Source organism: Amycolatopsis sp. NPDC059657 (assembly GCF_042734395.1).
Classification (GTDB): domain Bacteria; phylum Actinomycetota; class Actinomycetes; order Mycobacteriales; family Pseudonocardiaceae; genus Amycolatopsis.
The window spans coordinates 142,766-162,084 of record NZ_JBHWEB010000001.1; the positions used below are offsets into that span (position 1 = coordinate 142,766).

The following is a 19,319-nucleotide window of genomic DNA, read 5'->3' on the forward strand; positions in this document are numbered from 1 at the left end:
CATTTAGCGATGCCTCGGGGAAAGCTGATCTTCGTGAAACCGACTTTGCCGGGACCCTGATGGCCGACCTGGTGAGGGCCTCCCTCACCAACTTCGGCTTGGTGAGGGAGGCCCTCACCAAATCCGCGGTCGTGCGCGGATGGACGGCACCTGTGCATGGATGGACGACACGCCGTCTTCGGGTTCACGACCGCTCTTGGTCGGTGGGGATGGCATCGCCGTGGCGGTGGATGATCTTCCACTCGCCGTTTTCGCGGCGGTAGACGTGGGTGGCGCGCAGGGTGTACGTCGTGGGGACGCCGTTGACCGACACCGTGTTGTGCTCGAAGCCGATCGTGTAGGCCAGGTCACCGCTCGCTTCGGCGGCCAGCAGCTCGAACCGGTACTCCGTCGAGTCGGAGAAGCGGGACGCGACCCAGCGGAACGTCCGGTCGAGGTCCTCCCTGCCGGTCCGCACCGCGACGGCCGCGCCGAACAGGCTCACCGGGTCGGTCTCCGACCAGAGTTTGAGGCGCGGCTCGACGTCGCCGTTGTGCATCGCCTGCTCAGCGGCGATCTGCTTCGGCAGGATCTCGGCCAGAAACGCGGCACGCTCATCCGTCATGGCCAACTCCGATGCAGTCGGTGAACCCGGCGAGCATGAGCCAGGTGATCGGCGGAGTCAAGAGGCGTGACGCCACGAGCAGGCGCCCGAGGTGCGGCGCTGTATCGCGCGGCCGGGGTGAGCGGGACTTCGAAAATCCCGGCTCCCTCCCGTGCGATGATCTGTTCATGACAACCAGAAAGGGCCATGCCCCCTAGGCACCCCGAGCAGGACCGCCCCGCATCCTCCCAGCCTGACAAGACCTTGTCGCCGTTCGCGGTCGACGTGACGTGGGAGTCGTGCGGATGTCTCACCTTCATTGTCGATCACGGTGTAAACCGCCTGCGCATCCTGGCGTCCGACATGCTGCCGCCCCTGGATGACATGTTCAGCGGATTTGTGGCACTCACCCAAGGCGAGCGTCATGCCCGGTTCCGCTGCTGGGCGGAGCCTTCCGAATTCCGCTGGCTGATCACCGCCGACGACGGGTTCGCCAGAGTTCGCCTGCTGGTCTTCCCCGATCTCCACGAGCGGCTTCCCGACGATCAGGGGCGGCTGATCATGGCCGCCGACATGCCAGTGCGCACCTTGGTGACCGCGTTCGTCACGCCGCTTCGCGCTCGACTCGACCGGGTGGGGGAGGACGCGTTCCCGCGCACGTGGCGAGGCCTCCCGTTTCCGGTCGACCACTTGCGGACCTTGGAAGAATGGCTCGCCCGCAAATAGGTTGCGACCGGGTTCGGCGCGTCGTGATACTGCGGGCATGGGGGTATTGGACACGGCCGCCGCCAGGCTGGCCGCCGGGGAGACCGTGCGGATTCGCCCGAGCGGGTCGTCGATGGTTCCGTTGATCCACAGCAGGCAGCTGGTGACGATCGCGCCGGTTGATCCGGCGAAGGTCGAGGTCGGCGACATCGTGCTGGCGAGGGTGTCGGGAACCGTCTATCTGCACCTCGTCACCGCCATCAACGGCAAGCGCGTGCAGATCGGGAACAACCGTGGCGGGATCAACGGGTGGACCGGCGCGGAACGGGTTTTCGGACTCTGCACCGAAGTGGAAGGCGTGCCCCGGAAGAACATCGACGGCAAACTATTTTGAGGGGTAAGCCAAAGGTGGGGTCGTGAGTGGTACGGCCGGTTCTAACCGGCGGGAACACTCACGACCCCATAGGTGGTGAGCCTGGCGCTGTGCACAGAACGCGGACACGCGTGCATGAGGGGCGGACACGCGTGCGGGGAACGCGGACACGCCGACGGACCTTCGTGATCCCGGGTGTGTCCGCGTGCCGTCAGCAGTCCATCTTCGTCAGGGGCGCGGGGCCCGGAGGTGCCGTCGCTGCTCTAGCTCGTCCGCGCTCACCGGCGTCAGCATCGGCTGGCCCGGCGCGCAGAACATGGTCACCACGAAGGCGGACTCGGCGTCGGCCAGGTTGTTGCCGTCCTGGTAGTGGATGACGTCGCCGCCCGGCTCCCAGAAGGTGTCGCCCGCCTTGAGCACCCGCTGCGGCTCGCCTTCCAGCTCGAAGATCATTTCGCCCTTGAGCACGTAGCCGTACGCCGGGCCCGAGTGCCGGTGCGGGGGCGCGCCCTCGGAGCCGGGCGGGAGTGTGACGAGGATCGTCATCGCCTCGGCGCCGTCGGGGATCTGGGGCGCGCCTTCGACGGTGCCGATCACCTCGATGATGGGCGCGGCCGCTGCCGGGCCGGGTGAATCGATGTACTGCGGCATGATCTTCCTTTCCGTTGTGACTGAACGCCTAGACCGGGCGGCGCACCGTTCTGTGACAGCACGCTGTCACGAATCCTGCGGCTGCGGTGTCCAAGGTGGTGAGCGAACGGAGAACATCGATGACTCACCCCGAAGAACACCAGCTCGCGACCTCGGTGCTGGTGATCGGCTCCGGTGGCGCCGGCCTGCGTGCGGCGATCGAGCTGGCCGAACGTGGTGTCGACGTGCTGGTGCTGGGCAAGCGCGCCAAGGCCGACGCGCACACCACACTCGCCGCCGGCGGCATCAACGCCGCGCTGGCCACCATGGATCCCGAGGACACCTGGCAGCAGCACGCCGCCGACACGATCAAGGAGAGCTACCTGCTCGCCCGCCCCGAGGTCGTGCGGATCGTGACCGAGAACGCCGCGCGCGGCATCCATGATCTCGAGCGGTGGGGCATGCCGTTCGCCCGCGAGGCCGACGGGCGCGTCTCCCAGCGGTTCTTCGGCGCGCACACCTACCGCCGGACCGCGTTCGCCGGCGACTACACCGGCCTCGAAATCCAGCGCACGCTGGTCAACCGCGCCGCCCAGCTGGGCATCCGAGTGCTCGACACCTGCTATGTGACCAGGATCCTGGTCGACGGGAACGCCGTGTTCGGCGCGTACGGCTTCGACGTCGAAACCGGCACCAGGTACCTCATCCACGCCGACGCCGTCATTCTCGCCACGGGCGGTCACACCCGCATCTGGCGCCGCACGTCGTCTCGGCGTGACGAGAACACCGGCGACTCCTTCCGCCTCGCGGTACTGGCGGGCGGCCGCATCCGTGACCCCGAGCTCGTCCAGTTCCACCCGTCCGGCCTGATCGACCCCGAGAACGCGGCGGGCACGCTGGTCTCGGAGGCGGCGCGCGGCGAGGGCGGCATCCTGCGCAACGCGGTGGGCGAACGCTTCATGGAGCGCTACGACCCTGTCCGGATGGAGCTGTCCACCCGTGATCGCGTCGCGCTGGCCGCGTACACCGAGATCAAGGAGGGCCGCGGCACCCCGCGGGGCGGCGTCTGGCTCGACGTCTCGCATCTGGAGCGCGACACGATCATGCGGCGCCTGCCCCGCGTCTACCAGACGCTGCTGGAGCTGCAGATGCTCGACATCACACGGTCCCCGATCGAGATCGCGCCGACCGCGCACTATTCGATGGGCGGGGTATGGGTGCGTGCGGAGGATCATGGCACCGGCGTCGACGGGCTCTACGCGATCGGTGAAGCGTCGAGCGGGCTGCACGGCGCGAACCGGCTTGGCGGGAACTCGCTGATCGAACTGCTGGTCTACGGCCGTATCGCGGGTGCGGTCGCGGCTCGGTATTCCGCGGATCTGCCCGCTCAGCGCCGGTCGTGGGAGGCGCTCGCGCAGGCTCGGGGCGAGGTCGACTCGCTGCTGGCAGCCGACGGGCCGGAGAACGTGCGCGCGCTGCAGCGGACGTTGCGAGACACGATGACCGAACACGCCGGGGTGGTCCGTGACGAGACGTCGCTGCTGGCCGGACTGTCCGAAGTGGACGAACTCGAGGTCAGGATGGCGAAGGTGGGCGTGCATCCGGACCTCGCCGGGTTCCAGGATCTGGCGCACGCCTTCGACTTGAAGGCTTCGGCGCTGGCCGCCCGCGCGACGCTCGAAGCGGCGCTGGAGCGCAGGGAGACGCGGGGCTGTCACAACCGATCGGACTACCCGGAGCTGGATCCAGCGCTTCGGGTGAATTTGGTCTGGGCCGGGCCCGGCCGGGTTGAACGGGAGGAGATCCCGGTGGTTCCATCGGAGATCGCGGGGCTCATGCGGGAGGTTTCGACCGAGGGGAAGCTGGTGGAGTGATGGGTTTTCCCGCCCGGGGTGCGGACCTCGACGAGGCGGCCGCCGTCTTCGCCGGGGTGCGGGGACGCCTGTTCGGCATCGCCTACCGGATGCTGGGCAGCGCGCTCGACGCCGAGGATCTCGTCCAGGAGGTCTGGGTTCGCTGGCAGACCTGCGACCGGTCGAAGGTCGAGAACCCCGCCGCCTACCTCGCGACGGCAATCACGCGGCTCGCCATCAACGTCAGCGGGAGCGCGCGCAAACGGCACGAGACCTACATCGGGCCATGGCTGCCCGAGCCCGTCGACACCTCGGCGGATCCGCAGCTGGGCGCCGAGCGGGCCGCTGGGCTCGAGTTCGCCGTGCTGCTCCTGCTGGAGAAGCTTTCGCCGACCGAACGCGCCGCCTACGTACTGCGTGAGGCGTTCGACTACCCGTACAGCCAGATCGCCGAGATCGTGCAGACCAGCGAGGTCGCGTCGCGGCAGCTGGTGAGCCGGGCGCGCAAGCATCTGCAGGCCGAGCGGCGGACGCCGTCGAGCGTGCCCGAGCAGCGGCGGCTGCTGACGGCGTTTCTCGCCGCCGCGCAGGTGGGGGACATCTCCGCGCTGGAACGGCTGTTCGCCGAGGACGTGGTGAGTTACGCCGACAGCAACGGTGTCGCGCGGGCCGCGCGGATGCCGATCCACGGTGCGGTCAAGCTCGCGAAGGTCATTCACGCCTGGGGCAGCGACTTCTGGTCGGGTGCCGACATCTCGTGGGTCGAGGCGAACGGGCAGACCGGGCTGCTGCTCAAGCGGGACGGCGTGACGTCCGCCTTGGTGACCGTGACCACCTCCGAGCACGGGATCGACCAGGTGCTCTGGATGCTGAACCCCGGCAAGCTGGCCGCTTTCTCCTGAGGTGTCACAAAAGTTCGGGCTGCGGTGTCTGAACTGGTGGGACTCGAGAAAACGGGAGATGTCGTGACCAAGATCCTGGTGGTGGGTGGCGGATACGCCGGGTTCTACACCGCGTGGAAGCTGGAGAAACGGCTGCGGCGCCGGGAAGCCGAGCTGATCGTGGTCGAGGCGCGGCATGCCGCGGTGTCGCTGCGGCGGCATCTGCGGCGGACGCGGGTGGTCGCCGGGATGGTGACGACCATCGATCATGCCGCGCGGCGGGTGACCGTCCGGCCTGCCGGCGGGCCGGAGTTCGAGCTCGGGTACGACATCATCGTGGTCACGGCGGGCGCGGTGACCAGGAAGTTCCCGGTGCCGGGCATCGCGGAGCGGGCGATCGGGCTGAAGCATGTCGAGGAGGCGGTCGCGATCCGCGACCGGCCGCTGACGGCGTTCGACCGGGCGTCGGCGCTGCCGACCTTCTTCGGCGGCGGGTTCTCCGGGGTGGAGGGGTTCGGCGAGCTGCTTGCGCTGGCGACCGCGCTGCGGCGGCTCTACCCGGACCTGGAACCGGCGTTCCACCTGGTCGAAGCGCGGGACCGGATCCTGCCGGAGGTCACCGAGCGGCCGGGCCGATGGGTGGTGCGCTCGCTGGAACGGGGCGGCGCGACCGTGCACCGCCCAACGCCCAGCACGCGGTCCGCCAAGGCAAGCTGCTGGCGCGCAACATCGCGGCCACGCTGCACGGCAAGAAGGCGAAACCGTACGCGCACCACGGCCTCGGCACGGTCGCGACGCTGGGACTCGGGCGCGGGATCTTCCAGTACCGCAAGCTCGTGATCAAGGGCCTGCCCGCCTGGCTGATGCATCGCGGCTACCACGTGCTGGCCGTCCCGAGCTGGGAACGCAAGGTCCGCGTGCTCGCGATCTGGCTGACCGCCGCGCTGTTCGGGCGTGACGTCGTCTCGCTCGCCTCCGTCGAGCACCCGCGCGACGCCTTCGTGTCCGGCGGTGACCTGAGATGATCGGCAGGCTCGTCGCGGACCGGCTCCGGCTGGCCTGCGAGTCGGGGTCGGCCGAGCGGCTCGCGACGCTGCTGGCCCCGGACGTCACCGCGGCCGTCGACAGCGGCGGCAAGCCGGGTTTCGTCACGCGTCCGGTCCATGGCGTCGCCGAGACCACGCGCGCCGTGCTGGACGTGCTGGCAGGCTCGGCGATCTCGGTGCAGTCGGTGAACGGCCAAGCCGGACTGGTCGTGCGATGCGTCGACCGGGTCAGCGCGGTCGCCACGTTCTCCGTCGACGGCGGGCGCGTCACCGCTATCTGGCTCGTGCTCAACCCGGACAAGCTCCGGCATTGGAACGATTACGCTGGGCGGCATGGAACCTGGTAACCCGGTAGTGCTGCTCTGCGGCCAAGGAATGCAGGCCGAGGCCGAAGGCCGCGCCGACGACGCGCACGCGCTGTTCCAGCAGGCATGGGACGCGGCGGCCGACGACTACGACGCCTGCGTCGCGGCGCACTACCTCGCCAGGCACCAGAAGACCCCGCAGGACACGCTGCACTGGAACCAGGAGTGCCTGCGCCGCGCCGACCTGGTCGGCGATGAGCGGGTCAGCGGGTTCTACCCCTCGCTGCACCTGAACATGGCTCGCGCACACGAGGAACTCGGCGAGCGTGCCGAGTCGCATGCGCACTACCGCCAGGCCGCCGACCGCATCCAGGACACGCCGGCCGGGCCCTACCAGGACGGGATCCGGTTCGCCGTCGCGAAGGGGCTGCGCGCGACGGGCGAACCGGCCCCGGACGGCGCGCTCGCCGAGCTGCTGGCCAAGCTGTGCGCCCGCGCCGACCTCACCGCGCTCGGCTTGCTGCTGCCGTCCTACCTCGGCGATCTGGGGACCGCCGAGGATCATGCGAAGCTGCTCACCGCCGTGCACATGGTGCACGCCAGCCGGTCGCTGCCCGAGGACGAGCAGGCGCTGCTTCGTCAGGCCATCGCCGAACTCACGCCTCGCTGACACCGATCCGCGCAACAGTTCTTCCTTGTGGTGTAAGGGCTTGACGGTTCATTGACCGGCCGATCAGGGTCCGTTAACCTTCGCTTTAATTAGGAAACTTCCCTAATTAATTCGTCGGGAGTGTGGATGAAGCGAAGGATCAAGCAAGCCGTCGTCGTGGTCGCGGCGAGTGTGCTGCTGGTTCAGCCGTTGACCGTCTCGAGCGCGCAGCCGCGGGCCGAATCCCTGCTGTCCGCCGGAAAGCCGACCACGACCTCGTCCACCGAGAGCGACGGGTTCGGCGGCGACTACGCGGTCGACAGCGACCTGACCACGCGGTGGGCGAGCGCCGAAGCCGGTGCCACGCAATGGATCGCCGTCGATCTCGGCGGTACCGCGACCGTCAGCCGCGTCAAGCTGAACTGGGAGTCGGCCTACGCCAAGGGCTACCAGATCCAGGGCTCCGCCGACGGCGTGAGCTGGACTGACATCAAGGCCGTCACCGGCGGCGACGGCGGCGTCGACGAGTTCACCGGGCTCGACACGTCCACCCGGCACATCCGGATCTACGCGACCGTCAAGGCCACCGCGTACGGCGTTTCCCTGTGGGAGCTGGAGGTCTACGGCGCACGCACCGGCGACGGCGACATCCAGCCGCCGTCGGCGCCGACGGCGCTCAAGCAGACCGCAGGCACCGCCAACAGCATCACGCTGGGCTGGGAACCGGCGACGGACAACGTCGGCGTCACCGGCTACGAGATCCTGCGGGGCGGCAACGTCATCGGCAAGTCCGCGACGAACTCCTTCACCGACACCTCGCTGGCCTCCGGCTGGGACTTCAGCTACGCCGTCCGCGCGCGGGACGCGGCGGGCAACCTGTCGCCGACGAGCGCCGCGGTGCCAGCGAAGACCGAGGACACGAGCGGCTCGGGTGGCACCGTCATCGCCGTCTCCGGCGACATCGCCAAGGCCGAACTGCCGTCGGCGCACTCGGAGACCGCCAAGGTGGTCGAGCGGATCAACCCGAAGTACGTGCTCACGGTCGGCGACAACCAGTACGACGACGGCACGATCGCCGAGTACCGCGCGTACTACGACAAGACCTGGGGCAAGTTCAAGAGCATCACCAAGCCCGTGCCCGGCAACCACGAGTGGAACAACAAGCTGGCCGGGTACAAGGAATACTTCGGCAAGATCGCGACGCCGAACGGAAAGCCCTACTACAGCTACAACATCGACGACTTCCACTTCGTCGCGCTCGACTCGGACCCGGTCTACAACGGTGGCGGCTCCGAGCAGGTGACGTGGCTGCGCAAGGACCTCGCGTCGAACTCGAAGTCCTGTGTCATCGGCTACTGGCACCACCCGCGCTTCAACTCGGGCAAGGACGGCGACCAGAAGAGCGTCGCGCCGCTGTGGAACGAGTTCTCGAAGGCGAAGGCTGACGTCGTGTTCCAAGGCCACGACCACCACTACGAGCGCACCAAGCCGCTGAACACCTCTGGTCACGTCGACGAGGCGAAGGGCGTCCGGTCGGTCATCGTCGGTATCGGCGGCGACAGCCTTTACCTGAACTTCAAGGCGCGCGAAGGCGTGGAGAAGATCTTCGGCAAGCACGGCGTGATGAAGCTGATCCTCAAGGGGAAGTCGTACTCCTGGGAGATCATCGGCACCGACGGCAAGCTGCTCGACCAGGCGGGCCCGTACACCTGCCGGTGACGCCCAGCTTCCGGCGCCGCCCGTTCGGGTGGGCGGCGCCGGATCCCGGAGTGAAGGAGACTGGTGGACCTCAAGGCGAAGATCGCCGTGGCCCTCGCCGGGACGACGGCCTTGATCGCGACCTCGGTCTTCTACGTCGTCAAGGCGAAGGCGAACAACCCCGAGCGGCAGCAGGCCGACGCCGGGGTCCCGGTCGATCAGGAGCACCCGGTGCGCTTGACCGTGCCGGGGCAGCTCCTGTTCCGCAACGGCGCACCCGGCCCCGGCTACGGCAAGGTCGCCTCGGTGTCGATCGCCGACCCCGGCGGCCCCCGGCGCGTCAGCGAGCTGACGTGCGAACGCTTCTACGTCGCCGCGAGCACCGGCCTGTGCCTGGCGAACGAGCCAGGCCCGATGCCCTCGGCCGTCGCCCGGTTCGTCGACGGCGCTTTGACGGAGACGAAGCGGGTCGACGTGGCCGGCGTCCCCAACCGCGCCAAGCTTTCCCCCGACGGCCGGATGGGCAGCTGGACGACATTCGCCACCGGCGACTCCTATGCCCAGCCCGGTTCCTACTCGACCCGCACGGCCATCATGGACCGCGAGCAGAGCGAGCTGTCCAGCAACATCGAGGGCATCCCGCTGCGTATCGAGGACAAGGCCTACCGCGGCGAGGACGTCAACTACTGGGGCGTCACCTTCATGCCGGGCAACCGGACCTTCTACGCCACGGTCGGCACCGGCGGCCGGACCTACCTCATCGAGGGCGACAACGAGGCATGGAAAGCCCACACGCTCAGGGAAAACGTCGAATGCCCGTCGCTTTCACCCGACGGCACGAAGCTCGCCTTCAAGAAGCGGGTGTCCCCGGACGGCGCGCGGCCGTGGCGTGAGCACGTGCTCGATCTGGCGACCATGCGGGAGACCCCGCTCGCGGAGACCCGCAGCATCGACGACCAGGTCGTGTGGCTCGACGCGAACACGATCGCCTACGGCCTGCCGCGCGACGGCGGGGGAGCGAGCGATGTGTGGGCCGTTCCCTCGGACGGGAGCGGGGCGCCGCGGCTGCTCGTTCCGCTGGCCTCGTCGCCTTCGAGTACCTAAAAGGGCTCGTGAGTGGTACGGCCGGTTAGAACCGGCCATACCACTCACGACCCTGGGCTACTTGGCCGTTACGTCGGCGAGTGAGGAGCCCATCTTGATCGTGCTGATCGACGAGGTCGCGACCCCCGGCGCGGGGTGGTAGATGCCCCACTTCAGGTACGTCCGGGTGCCGTCGTATGTGGTCCCGGTGTAGGTCTCCGAGCCGGTCAGCAGACGCTGGCGCGTCCCGTTGAACCAGAACTGGACGGTGCCGTCCTGCTTGCCGGACGTGATGCGCAGCGCGTAGTCGTTCCACTGGTCCTTGACCGCTTTGCCGCGCCACAGCAGGACATCCTTGTGATCGGTCGTCCAGCTGTGCAGCTGCAGCTCGCCGTTGATCACGCCGATGACCACCGGGTGATTCGCGGTGCCGCTGCTGGGACTGGATTTGACCTGGAAGAAGTACCGGCTCTCCGAGTCGCCGATGCTGAACTTCGAGGACCAGCCCAGGTAATAGCTTTCGGTGGGGGAGACGTCGGGGCCGACCGCTTCGCACCGTTCCTGCTTCGCGGGCTGGGTCACCGTCCAGACCGCGCCTTTCACCGAGTCCGTTCCGGTGGCGAAGGTCTTGCTGTCGCACTGGATCGACTTGAAGGCGCCGATGCCGTCACGCGGATCGGCGGACCAGCGCAGGGCGGTGGTGCTCGCCTGTACCTGGCCCGCCGACAGCGCGGTCAGTGCCGCGGCGGCCGCGACACTTTTGAAAACGATGGTGTGCATACTTCCTCTAGGTTTTCGCCGCAGGACATTATTCGCCACATAATGCCTGTTATGCCGCTCGGGAAAACCTGTTTCGAATGCAAGGTCTCATGCAATCACAGCGCGTTGGTGCGTACACCCCACGTGCTGCGGAAAGTCTGGCCAGGCTTGAGAACGATCAGGTCCTCGCCGCTGTTGAACGAGTTGCCGGGACCGGTGACCGGTTCGATGGCGATCGCCTTGCGGATGGGCCGATCCACCGCGTAGTCGTCGGAGTAGACCAACAGGTACTTGTTCTTCTCGTCGGCCCAGAGCTGCACCTTGTGCCCATCCGGCGTCGCGAGTTCGGCCAGTGTGCTTTCCGTCGAGGTGCGGGCCAGGTCGGTGTAGGCGAGGTCGAGCGGTGCGGCGCCGACGACCTTCGCGGTGCGGAAGTCGTTCGGGGTGCCCGCGACCGGCGCCCGGCCCGCCGGGACGCCCTTGTCGTCGTTGATCAGGTAGGTCGACGCCGCGATGGTCAGCTTCGCGTTGTCGACCAGCGGGTCGGCCTTGAAGTACGGGTGGTATCCGCTGCCGAACGGGGCGGGCTTGTCACCGGCGTTGGTCGCGGTGAGCGTGACCCGCAGTCCGGACTTGGCGAGCACGTACTCGGTCTGGAACTTGAGCAGGAACGGGTAGCCGTACTGCGGATACAGCACCGAGCCGAGCACGAGACGGTTGCTCTCCTGCTTGACGAGCGACCACGGCGCGAAGTACATGAGCCCGTGGATCGCGCAGCCGCTCCAGTGCTCGGTGATCGGGGTTTCGTAGTCGACGCCCTCGAACTTGTACTTGCCGCCCGCGATCCGGTCGGACCACGGCAGCAGGATCTTGCCCATGTGGCTGTCGCCCATGGAGTTGTCGGGGTGGCCCGCCAGGATGGCGCGGCCGTCCACGGTCCAGGACCGCAGTTCCGCGCCGATTTCGGCCACCGTCAGGCTTTGCTTGCCGGACGTGATGCGGTACTGCCGTCCGGTGGGCAGCAGGGTTTCAGCGGCCGCCGCCGAAACCGCCGGAGCGCCGAGTGCGAGCGCGGCGGTGGTGCCTGCGGCGGCGGTCATCGCCGCGCGTCGGGAAAACGTGCGCATGGTTCTTGTCTCCAAAGGGGATTCAGCCGCGAAGGACGGAGTGGGGGAAGTCGAACACCTTGCCGGGGTCGTAGGCCGAGACGATGCGGCGCAGCTTGGCCTGGTTCGCACCCCAGTACGAGGTGGCCCAGTCGGTCTGCAGCGGATTGACGTAGTTGACGTAGGAGCGGCCGCTGAGCACCCGGGTCAGCGCCTGCTGTGCCTGGGTGACGATTTCGCCCTTGTCGGTCTCGCTCCAGCCGTAGATCTGCACGGAGGCGCGGACGCCGCGGTGCGCGTACGCGGTGTCGCGGCCGCCGATGGCGTCGACCTCGCCGCCGACGGCGTCGAAGAGCAGGACCATGTCGTCGAACCCGGTCATGATTTCGACGACACGGTCGGCGTCGGCCGTCTTCAGTACGCGCGGCAGCATGCGTGACGCGGCGTGGAACGCCTCACGCGGTACCGTTCCGCCGGGCTTGGTGTCCGCGTAGCAGGTGCTGACTTCCTTGCAGGGCGCGAAATGCAGCACAGTGTCCAGATAGGACTTCTGCTGGGTGACGCGGGTGGCCGGTGCGACGCCCACCTCGGCGACGAGCGCGTCCAAGTGGGTCTTCGCCGCGGCGGCCTTGCCGACCCAGGTGCCTTCGATCGAGTTGCTCGCCTCCTTGCCGGAGCCGATCGCGCAGGTCGAGGTGAGTTCCTTGGGCGCGGAGTGCTGCCAGGCCGACCAGGCGGCGAGCACCTTCGCGGTGTGCGAGGCCGGGAACTCGAGCTTGAAGACCACCGGGTTCGGCGCGGGCACCGTGCTGAAGGTGAACTCGGTGACGATGCCCGCGTGACCGCCGCCGCCGCCGCGCAACGCCCAGAACAGGTCGGCGTCGCCGCGGGAGTCGGCCTTGAACACCGATCCGTCGGCGCCGACCACCGTCGCGGCCTTGAGACGATCGCAGGTCAGGCCATAGGGACGGGTGAGCGGGCCGATGCCGCCGCCGAGCGTGAGACCCGCGATGCCGACCGTGGCGCAGGTGCCGCCCGGCAGCGCCCTGCCGCGCGCGGCGAGCGCGGAGTACACCTGCATGAGCTGCGCGCCTGCACCGACCACGACGGTGCCGTCGTCGCGGACCGTGATCTTGTTGAGCTCGGAGACGTCGACCACCACGCCACTGTCCGGAGTGGAGAAACCGGCGTAGCTGTGGCCGCCGGAGCGTGCCGCGAGCGGCGTGCCACGGCCACCGGCCCGGCGCACGCACTCGATGACGTCCTCGCGGTCGGCGACCATGGCGATCGCGGCTGGCCTGCGCGAAGGCAGTGCGAGGTTCCAGGTCGTCGAGGCGAAGTCGTACCCGGCGTCACCGGGCCGGAGTAGCCGTCCCGACATCGCTTTGCCGAGTCCGTCCAGGTCGATGCCGCCCGCCGCCGCGCGGGCGCTCGTCGCGAGCGCGCTGTCGCCCAATGCCGAGAGCAGCGCGGTGCCCGCGATCGCGGTGCCCGCCATGGCGGCGCTCGTGGTCAGGAATTTACGTCTGCCGAATCCAGCCGTCTTCACGGTTCTCCTAGGTGAGGCGGGGTGGGATTGGTCGGAAGTTAACTAACCTTTACCCGGCATTCAATAGGTGAACATGACATTCGTTGGCGATTGCATGGAATTCGGCAGCGAGTGGTGTTTCGAAAATGCCGTTATGATTGCCGGGCTCAGCCATTCAGGAATCGTTCGACCGGCAAGGTGGCGGCACCCAGCGCGACGGCTTCCGGGCCGAGACGGCACAGTTCGATCGACGTGGTGGCGAAGGGGTGCCTCAGCGAATGCAGACGCGCGGCGTCGCGGATGGCGTCGAGGTTGCGGTCACCGAGGAGCAGCCCGGCCCAGCCGCCGAGGATGACGCGTTCGGGGGAGAGCAGGTTGATCAGGCTGCCGATGCCCGCGCCCAGGTAGCGCACGGTCTCGGCCAGCACGCCGGTGCCCTGATCGTCGTGGCTGAGCGCGGCGAGCGCCGACTCCTGGTCGGCGCCGTCCGCGATGGTCCCGCCCGCTTCGGCGAAGCGGGCGAGTATCGCCTCCGCGCCGACGTAGGCCTCCAGGCAGCCCTTGTTCCCGCATCGGCAGGTCCGCCCGCCCGCGACCACCACCAGATGCCCGAACTCGCTCGCCGACGCGCCGGGGAAGCCCGCGTCGTCGGCGATGATGCTGGCGCCGACGCCCGAGCCGATCAGCGCGACCACCGCGCCCGACGTGCCGCGGCCGGAGCCGAACCAGAGTTCGGCCCTGCCCATGGTGTTGGCGCCGTTGTCGAACAGCAGCGGCAGGTCGGTGCCGGCGCGCAGCAGCCGTTCGAGCGGGACCATGTCCCAGCCGAAGGTCTGGGCGTCGACCAGCACCTCGGGTTCCCGCTGGACGACGCCGGGCACGCCGATCCCGACCCCGATGATCGAACCGGCGTCGACGCCGCCGTCCGCGAGCACCGCGGCGATGCCGTCGAGCATCGCGGCGGTCACCGCTTCGGCGTCGTGCCCGTGCGGGTCGAGCGGGTAGTCGGCTTTGGCCCGCTCGGTCATGGCGAGGTCGAACAGTTCGACGCGCACCCTGGTCTCGCCGACGTCGATGCCGATCACATGCCCCTGTGCCGGGTTGACCTGGAGCAGCACGCGGGGCCTGCCGCCGTCCGACTCGACGGAGCCGACCTCGATCACGATGCCTTCGTCGATCAGCTCGCGCATCACCGAGCCGACCGAGGCCGGGCTGAGCCCGGTGGCGGCGCTGAGTTCCTGGCGGCTCTGCCGGGCGCTGAAATACAGGGAACGGAGCAACAGTGAGCGATTGAATCGTCGCAGGGCGTGCACAGTTCGCCGTTCCCGCCCGCTCATCAGCCCGCCTTCCGCCGTTTGGCGCACCTTACTTCGCGCCCTGAATAAAGTCATGTCGCGTCCTCTTGACGATTCGGCGTACCGGGCGTTAAATCACGCCTTAAAATAAGGCATGGTCTGGATCACATGTGCTCCATGGCCGTCCACACACCTCAAGGGACCTCAGATGCGAATCGGAAAGATCGCCCCGGCGCTGGCCATGGCGCTGGTCGCCGCGACCACCGCGGCCTGCGGTGGCGGCAGCGGCGACGGCTCGGCGGCCGGTGCCCCCAAGGAGCTCACCTACTGGGCCTCCAACCAGGGCACCAGCCTCGACAACGACAAGGCCATCCTGCAGCCCGAGCTCGACAAGTTCGAGAAGGCCTCCGGCATCAAGGTCAAGGTCGAGGTCGTGCCGTGGACGGACCTGCTCAACCGGATCCTCGCCGCCACCACCTCCGGCCAGGGCCCCGACGTGCTCAACATCGGTAACACCTGGTCCGCGTCGCTGCAGGCCACCGGCGCCTTCGTGCCCTTCGACGACGCCGCGCTCGAGAAGGTCGGCGGCAAGTCCCGCTTCCTCGGCCCGTCGCTCGCCGCGACCGGCGCGCAGGGCCAGCCGCCCGTCGGTGTCCCGCTCTACGGCCAGGCGTACGGCCTCTACTACAACAAGAAGCTCTTCGCCGACGCCGGCATCACCAGCCCGCCCGCGACCTGGGAGGAGCTGATCGCCGACGGCAAGAAGCTGACCGACCCGGCCAAGGGCCAGTGGGGCATGTCGCTGCAGGCCGGTCAGGTCACCGAGAACAGCCACCACGCGGCGATCCTCGGCGCGCAGCAGGGCGCGACCTTCTTCGGCAAGGACGGCAAGCCGACGATCGCGTCGGACCAGGCGGTCACCGCGATCCAGCAGCACATCGACCTGATGCAGAAGGACAAGATCGTCAACCCGTCGAACGCGGAGTACGCCGACACCGCCAAGTCGCTCAAGGACCTGGCCGACGGCAAGGCCGCGATGTTCATGAACCAGGCCTCCGAGGGCTCGTTCAAGAACATCGGCGCCGACCTGGCCAACATCGGCGTCGCGCCGATCCCGCTGCCGGCCACCCCGCCGCCTGGCGGCCGCAAGGTGACCAGCTTCGTCGCGGGCATCAACCTTTCGGTCTTCCAGAACACCAAGAACAAGGATGCCGCGCTGGACTTCGTGAAGTTCATGCTCTCGGCTCCCGAGCAGGCGATCCTCAACAACGCCTACGGTTCGCTCCCGACCGTCCAGGACGCCTACAGCGACCCGAAGTTCCAGACCTCGGACGTCAAGGTGTTCCAGAACGTGCTCGCCAACACCGCCGAGCCGATGCCGCAGGTCCCGCAGGAGTCGCAGTTCGAGACGCTGATCGGCACCGCCATGAAGGCCATGTTCGCCGACGTCGCGGCCGGCAAACCGGTCGACGCCGCGAAGATCAAGTCCCAGCTCACCCAGGCGGACCAGCAGATCGCGGCCGGGAACTGAACCTGAGATGGCCATCGCTGTGAAGGACGCCCCGGCCGTGGAAGCGGCCGGGGCCCGTCAACCGGGCAGCCGGTGGGCGAAGCGCCGCAAGATCGGCCTGCCCTATCTGCTCCTGCTGCCCGCGTTGCTGCTCGAACTGCTCATCCACGTGATCCCGATGCTCGTCGGGATCGGGATGAGTTTCCTCAAGCTGACCCAGTACTTCATCCGGAACTGGTCGGCCGCGCCCAACGCGGGGCTCGACAACTACAAGTTCGTGCTCGACTTCGACAGCGCGGCGGGCAAGGCGCTGCTGCACTCGTTCTGGGTCACCGTCATGTACACGGTGCTGGTGGTCGGGCTCTGCTGGCTGTTCGGCACTTCGGCCGCGATCCTGATGCAGCGGTCCTTCCGAGGCAGGGGACTGCTGCGGACGCTGTTCCTGGTGCCGTACGCGTTGCCGATGTACGCCGCGGTCATCACCTGGTCGTTCATGTTCCAGCGCGACACCGGGCTGGTCAACAGCGTGCTGGGCACCCATTCGTTCTGGCTGATCGGTGACAACAGCTTCTGGTCGCTGGTGATCGTCTCGGTCTGGCGCAACTGGCCGTTCGCGTTCCTGATCATCATGGCGGGCCTGCAGAACATCCCCGGCGAACTCTACGAGGCCGCCGAGATCGACGGCGCGAGCTGGTGGCGCCAGGTGCGGGCGATCACCCAGCCGATGCTGCGGCCGGTCAACCAGGTGCTGCTGCTCGTGCTGTTCCTGTGGACCTTCAACGATTTCAACACGCCGTACGTGCTGTTCGGCAAGTCCGCGCCGCAAGAGGCGTCGCTGATCTCGATCCACATCTACCAAAGCTCGTTCAAGACCTGGAACTTCGGTCTCGGCTCGGCCATGTCCGTGCTGCTGTTGTTGTTCCTGCTTCTGGTCAGCGCGCTTTATCTCGGTGTGGCGGCGCGAAGGAGGAAGGCAAGTGTCTGAGCCTCGCTGGCTACCCTGGGTCCGGCGGCTGGTACTCGGCTTCCTCGCGCTGTTCACGCTGCTGCCGCTGTACGTGATGGTCTCGTCCTCACTCAAGCCGCTTGGTGACGTGCAGGGCAAGTGGGAGTGGATCCCGTCGACCATCACCATCCAGCCGTTCCTCGACATCTGGAAGACCATCCCGCTCGCGAAGTACTTCGTGAACAGCCTGGTCATCGCCGGGCTGTCGACGATCTTCTCGGTGCTGATCGCGATCTTCGCCGCCTACGCGATCAACCGGTACAAGTTCCGCGGCCGGTCGTTCTTCTCGATGACCGTGCTGTCGACGCAGATGTTCCCCGGCATTCTCTTCCTGCTGCCGCTGTTCCTGATCTTCGTCAGCATCGGCAACACGACCGGGATCGTCCTCTACGGCTCGCGTCTCGGCCTGATACTGACGTACCTGACCTTCTCGCTGCCCTTCGCGATCTGGATGCTCGCCGGCTACTTCGACTCCATCCCGAAGGAGCTCGACGAGGCCGCGATGGTCGACGGCAACGGCCCGCTCGGCGCGCTGATCAGGGTCGTCATCCCCGCGGCCGTCCCCGGCATCGTCGCGGTGTCGATCTACTCGTTCATGACCGCGTGGGGCGAGGTCCTGTTCGCGTCGGTGATGACCGACTCCGACACGAGAACGCTCGCCGTCGGCCTGCAGGAGTACTCGACACAGGTCCAGGTCTATTGGAACCAGGTGATGGCCGCGAGCCTGATCGTCTCGGTCCCGATCGTCGCCGGATTCCTGCTGTTCCAGCGTTTCCTCGTCGCCGGGCTCACCGCGGGCGCCGTCAAGTAAGCCGCCGTTCCACCTGCTCATGCCCATTCCCTAAGTGAGGTCTGTCTTGAACCCCGCTCTTCCCTCGGATTTCCTGTGGGGCGCGGCCACCGCCGCGTACCAGGTCGAAGGCGCCGTCGACGCGGACGGCCGCGGCCGGTCCATCTGGGACGACTTCTGCCTGGTCCCGGGAGCCATCGACAACGGCGACACCGGCGACATCGTCTGCGATCACTACCGGCGCTGGCCGGAAGACCTGGCGATCATGAAGCAGCTCGGCCTGGACGCGTACCGGTTCTCGATCGCCTGGCCACGGGTGATCCCCGGCGGCCGCGGCGCGGTCAACGCGCTCGGTCTCGACCACTACGACCGCTTCACCGACGCGCTACTCGAGGCCGGGATCCGGCCGTTCGTCACGCTCTTCCACTGGGACCTGCCTTCGGAACTGCAGGAACGCGGCGGCTGGCCCGCCCGCGACACCGCGTACGCGTACGCCGAATACGCGGCCGTGGTGGCCGCCCGTCTCGGCGACCGCGTGCGCGACTGGAACACCGTCAACGAGCCGCTGTGTTCGGCGTGGATCGGTTACCTGGAAGGCCGTTTCGCGCCAGGCGTCCAGGACCTGCGCCAGGCCGTCGACGCGTCACACCACCTGCTGCTCGCACACGGGCTCGGCGTCGAAGCCATCCGCGCCAACGCCCAGCAGCCCGCGAACATCGGCCTGGTCGTCAACCTTTCGGGCATTGAAGCGGCTTCTTCGCGCGACGAGGACATCGCGGCGGCCAAGCGAATGGACGGGCACGTCAACCGCTGGTGGCTCGACCCGTCCAACGGCCGCGGCTACCCGGCCGACATGATCGAGACCTACGGCATCGAGCCCCCGGTGCTCGGCAACGACCTCGAGATCATCGCGGCCCCGACCGATTTCCACGGCCTGAACTACTACTTCCGCCAGCTCGTCGAGGACGACCCGACCGGCCCGGCGCCGTACGCGCGCCAGGTGCCGGTGGAGGGCGCGACCACCACCGCGATGGGCTGGGAGATCTACGGCCAAGGTCTCGCGGACCTGATCCACCGCTTGCACGACGAGTACGGCTCGCGCGCCATCTACATCACGGAGAGCGGCGCGGCCTTCGACGACAAGGTCGCCGAGGACGGCTCGGTGATCGACACCGACCGGATCGCCTATCTCGAGGAACACCTGACCGCGGTCGCGGGAGCGGTCGCCGCCGGCGCGCCGGTGAAGGGCTACTTCGCCTGGTCGCTGCTGGACAATTTCGAGTGGGCGAACGGACTCGACAAGCGCTTCGGCCTCGTCAGGGTGGACTTCGACACCCAGGTCCGCACGGTCAAGGCGAGCGGCCAGTTCTACGCCGACCTGATCGCCGAGCACCAAGCCCGCCGCTGACCGGGGTCGTGAGTGTTGCCGGGCGGTTCTATTGGGCGGAGGGGCAAGGTGTCATGTCGTGCTGGGCGACCTTGGCCTGCTTCCGCCCTGGCCACGAAAGAGTGACTGTGG

20 protein-coding genes are annotated in these 19,319 nt (G+C 68.0%); 14 read left to right on the forward strand and 6 right to left on the reverse strand.

All coding sequences use genetic code 11. The annotated features are described in order from the left end of the window. Nucleotides 1-184 precede the first annotated feature (184 nt). Entirely contained in the window at nucleotides 185-604 is a 420-nt protein-coding gene (locus ACFV15_RS00690; protein WP_378348006.1) for a YybH family protein, read from the reverse strand. Between the two features lie 243 nt (nucleotides 605-847). On the opposite strand from ACFV15_RS00690, the gene ACFV15_RS00695 reads away from it, so the two are divergent. Both ACFV15_RS00695 and ACFV15_RS00700 read left to right on the forward strand, forming a co-directional pair. Next, nucleotides 848-1,309: a hypothetical protein gene (locus tag ACFV15_RS00695; RefSeq protein ID WP_378348007.1), complete on the forward strand. Its 462-nt coding sequence runs from the start codon at nucleotides 848-850 to the stop codon at nucleotides 1,307-1,309. A 37-nt stretch (nucleotides 1,310-1,346) separates the two neighbouring features. Next, complete coding sequence (locus ACFV15_RS00700) at nucleotides 1,347-1,682, forward strand: hypothetical protein (RefSeq protein ID WP_378348008.1); 336 nt, start codon at nucleotides 1,347-1,349, stop codon at nucleotides 1,680-1,682. A 207-nt stretch (nucleotides 1,683-1,889) separates the two neighbouring features. On the opposite strand, the gene ACFV15_RS00705 is transcribed toward ACFV15_RS00700, so the two are convergent. Then, nucleotides 1,890-2,312 (reverse strand): cupin domain-containing protein, encoded by a 423-nt coding sequence (locus ACFV15_RS00705; RefSeq protein WP_378348009.1) that lies wholly within the window; start codon nucleotides 2,310-2,312, stop codon nucleotides 1,890-1,892. A gap of 119 nt (nucleotides 2,313-2,431) precedes the next feature. Here ACFV15_RS00705 and ACFV15_RS00710 point away from each other — a divergent pair, with 119 nt between their 5' ends. The 8 genes from ACFV15_RS00710 (at nucleotide 2,432) to ACFV15_RS00745 (ending at nucleotide 9,827) form a co-directional block, all read left to right on the forward strand. After that, nucleotides 2,432-4,165 (forward strand): L-aspartate oxidase, encoded by a 1,734-nt coding sequence (locus ACFV15_RS00710; RefSeq protein ID WP_378348010.1) that lies wholly within the window; start codon nucleotides 2,432-2,434, stop codon nucleotides 4,163-4,165. Beyond that, nucleotides 4,165-5,046, forward strand: a complete 882-nt coding sequence (locus ACFV15_RS00715) for a sigma-70 family RNA polymerase sigma factor (RefSeq protein WP_378348011.1) — start codon at nucleotides 4,165-4,167, stop codon at nucleotides 5,044-5,046. The genes ACFV15_RS00710 and ACFV15_RS00715 overlap by 1 nt, the downstream gene beginning before the upstream one ends. Nucleotides 5,047-5,109: 63 nt before the next feature. Continuing rightward, nucleotides 5,110-5,865 (forward strand): NAD(P)/FAD-dependent oxidoreductase, encoded by a 756-nt coding sequence (locus ACFV15_RS00720; RefSeq protein WP_378348012.1) that lies wholly within the window; start codon nucleotides 5,110-5,112, stop codon nucleotides 5,863-5,865. After that, nucleotides 5,862-6,050 carry a hypothetical protein gene (locus tag ACFV15_RS00725; protein ID WP_378348013.1) on the forward strand — a complete coding sequence of 63 codons (189 nt, stop codon included), beginning with the start codon at nucleotides 5,862-5,864 and terminating at the stop codon, nucleotides 6,048-6,050. Before ACFV15_RS00720 ends, ACFV15_RS00725 begins: the two co-directional genes overlap by 4 nt. Next, nucleotides 6,047-6,418 carry a hypothetical protein gene (locus tag ACFV15_RS00730; RefSeq protein ID WP_378348014.1) on the forward strand — a complete coding sequence of 124 codons (372 nt, stop codon included), beginning with the start codon at nucleotides 6,047-6,049 and terminating at the stop codon, nucleotides 6,416-6,418. The genes ACFV15_RS00725 and ACFV15_RS00730 overlap by 4 nt, the downstream gene beginning before the upstream one ends. Further along, nucleotides 6,405-7,046, forward strand: coding sequence for a hypothetical protein (locus tag ACFV15_RS00735; RefSeq protein ID WP_378348015.1), 642 nt, complete (start codon nucleotides 6,405-6,407; stop codon nucleotides 7,044-7,046). The genes ACFV15_RS00730 and ACFV15_RS00735 overlap by 14 nt, the downstream gene beginning before the upstream one ends. Nucleotides 7,047-7,172: 126 nt before the next feature. Continuing rightward, nucleotides 7,173-8,744: a discoidin domain-containing protein gene (locus tag ACFV15_RS00740; RefSeq protein WP_378348016.1), complete on the forward strand. Its 1,572-nt coding sequence runs from the start codon at nucleotides 7,173-7,175 to the stop codon at nucleotides 8,742-8,744. Nucleotides 8,745-8,807: 63 nt separating this feature from the next. Further along, entirely contained in the window at nucleotides 8,808-9,827 is a 1,020-nt protein-coding gene (locus tag ACFV15_RS00745) for a hypothetical protein (protein ID WP_378348017.1), read from the forward strand. Nucleotides 9,828-9,884: 57 nt separating this feature from the next. Here the strand turns inward: ACFV15_RS00745 and ACFV15_RS00750 are convergent, their stop codons facing one another. The 4 genes from ACFV15_RS00750 to ACFV15_RS00765 form a co-directional block, all read right to left on the reverse strand. Continuing rightward, nucleotides 9,885-10,586 carry a heparin lyase I family protein gene (locus tag ACFV15_RS00750; protein WP_378348018.1) on the reverse strand — a complete coding sequence of 234 codons (702 nt, stop codon included), beginning with the start codon at nucleotides 10,584-10,586 and terminating at the stop codon, nucleotides 9,885-9,887. Between the two features lie 95 nt (nucleotides 10,587-10,681). Continuing rightward, a complete protein-coding gene (locus ACFV15_RS00755; RefSeq protein ID WP_378348019.1) occupies nucleotides 10,682-11,692 on the reverse strand; it encodes an aldose 1-epimerase family protein in 1,011 nt (336 codons plus the stop codon). A 22-nt stretch (nucleotides 11,693-11,714) separates the two neighbouring features. Beyond that, nucleotides 11,715-13,220, reverse strand: a complete 1,506-nt coding sequence (locus tag ACFV15_RS00760) for an FAD-binding oxidoreductase (RefSeq protein ID WP_378348020.1) — start codon at nucleotides 13,218-13,220, stop codon at nucleotides 11,715-11,717. A 146-nt stretch (nucleotides 13,221-13,366) separates the two neighbouring features. Next, entirely contained in the window at nucleotides 13,367-14,479 is a 1,113-nt protein-coding gene (locus tag ACFV15_RS00765; RefSeq protein ID WP_378348021.1) for an ROK family transcriptional regulator, read from the reverse strand. A gap of 223 nt (nucleotides 14,480-14,702) precedes the next feature. Here ACFV15_RS00765 and ACFV15_RS00770 point away from each other — a divergent pair, with 223 nt between their 5' ends. The 4 genes from ACFV15_RS00770 to ACFV15_RS00785 are packed head-to-tail and all read left to right on the forward strand — an operon-like array spanning nucleotide 14,703 to nucleotide 19,208. Then, nucleotides 14,703-16,025: an ABC transporter substrate-binding protein gene (locus tag ACFV15_RS00770; RefSeq protein ID WP_378348022.1), complete on the forward strand. Its 1,323-nt coding sequence runs from the start codon at nucleotides 14,703-14,705 to the stop codon at nucleotides 16,023-16,025. Between the two features lie 7 nt (nucleotides 16,026-16,032). Further along, entirely contained in the window at nucleotides 16,033-16,989 is a 957-nt protein-coding gene (locus tag ACFV15_RS00775) for a carbohydrate ABC transporter permease (RefSeq protein ID WP_378348023.1), read from the forward strand. After that, nucleotides 16,982-17,821, forward strand: coding sequence for a carbohydrate ABC transporter permease (locus tag ACFV15_RS00780; protein WP_378348024.1), 840 nt, complete (start codon nucleotides 16,982-16,984; stop codon nucleotides 17,819-17,821). The genes ACFV15_RS00775 and ACFV15_RS00780 overlap by 8 nt, the downstream gene beginning before the upstream one ends. Nucleotides 17,822-17,867: 46 nt before the next feature. Next, nucleotides 17,868-19,208, forward strand: coding sequence for a GH1 family beta-glucosidase (locus ACFV15_RS00785; RefSeq protein ID WP_378348112.1), 1,341 nt, complete (start codon nucleotides 17,868-17,870; stop codon nucleotides 19,206-19,208). The last annotated feature ends 111 nt before the right edge of the window (nucleotides 19,209-19,319 follow it).

What these genes read in the sequence shown, in the direction of transcription:
- ACFV15_RS00755 (WP_378348019.1), bottom strand. Translation starts at nt 11,692, where the DNA reads ATGCGCACGTTTTCCCGACGCGCGGCGATGACCGCCGCCGCAGGCACC.
- ACFV15_RS00770 (WP_378348022.1), top strand. Translation starts at nt 14,703, where the DNA reads ATGCGAATCGGAAAGATCGCCCCGGCGCTGGCCATGGCGCTGGTCGCC.
- ACFV15_RS00750 (WP_378348018.1), bottom strand. Translation starts at nt 10,586, where the DNA reads ATGCACACCATCGTTTTCAAAAGTGTCGCGGCCGCCGCGGCACTGACC.
- ACFV15_RS00710 (WP_378348010.1), top strand. Translation starts at nt 2,432, where the DNA reads ATGACTCACCCCGAAGAACACCAGCTCGCGACCTCGGTGCTGGTGATC.
- ACFV15_RS00730 (WP_378348014.1), top strand. Translation starts at nt 6,047, where the DNA reads ATGATCGGCAGGCTCGTCGCGGACCGGCTCCGGCTGGCCTGCGAGTCG.
- ACFV15_RS00705 (WP_378348009.1), bottom strand. Translation starts at nt 2,312, where the DNA reads ATGCCGCAGTACATCGATTCACCCGGCCCGGCAGCGGCCGCGCCCATC.
- ACFV15_RS00740 (WP_378348016.1), top strand. Translation starts at nt 7,173, where the DNA reads ATGAAGCGAAGGATCAAGCAAGCCGTCGTCGTGGTCGCGGCGAGTGTG.
- ACFV15_RS00775 (WP_378348023.1), top strand. Translation starts at nt 16,033, where the DNA reads ATGGCCATCGCTGTGAAGGACGCCCCGGCCGTGGAAGCGGCCGGGGCC.
- ACFV15_RS00690 (WP_378348006.1), bottom strand. Translation starts at nt 604, where the DNA reads ATGACGGATGAGCGTGCCGCGTTTCTGGCCGAGATCCTGCCGAAGCAG.
- ACFV15_RS00700 (WP_378348008.1), top strand. Translation starts at nt 1,347, where the DNA reads ATGGGGGTATTGGACACGGCCGCCGCCAGGCTGGCCGCCGGGGAGACC.
- ACFV15_RS00735 (WP_378348015.1), top strand. Translation starts at nt 6,405, where the DNA reads ATGGAACCTGGTAACCCGGTAGTGCTGCTCTGCGGCCAAGGAATGCAG.
- ACFV15_RS00715 (WP_378348011.1), top strand. Translation starts at nt 4,165, where the DNA reads ATGGGTTTTCCCGCCCGGGGTGCGGACCTCGACGAGGCGGCCGCCGTC.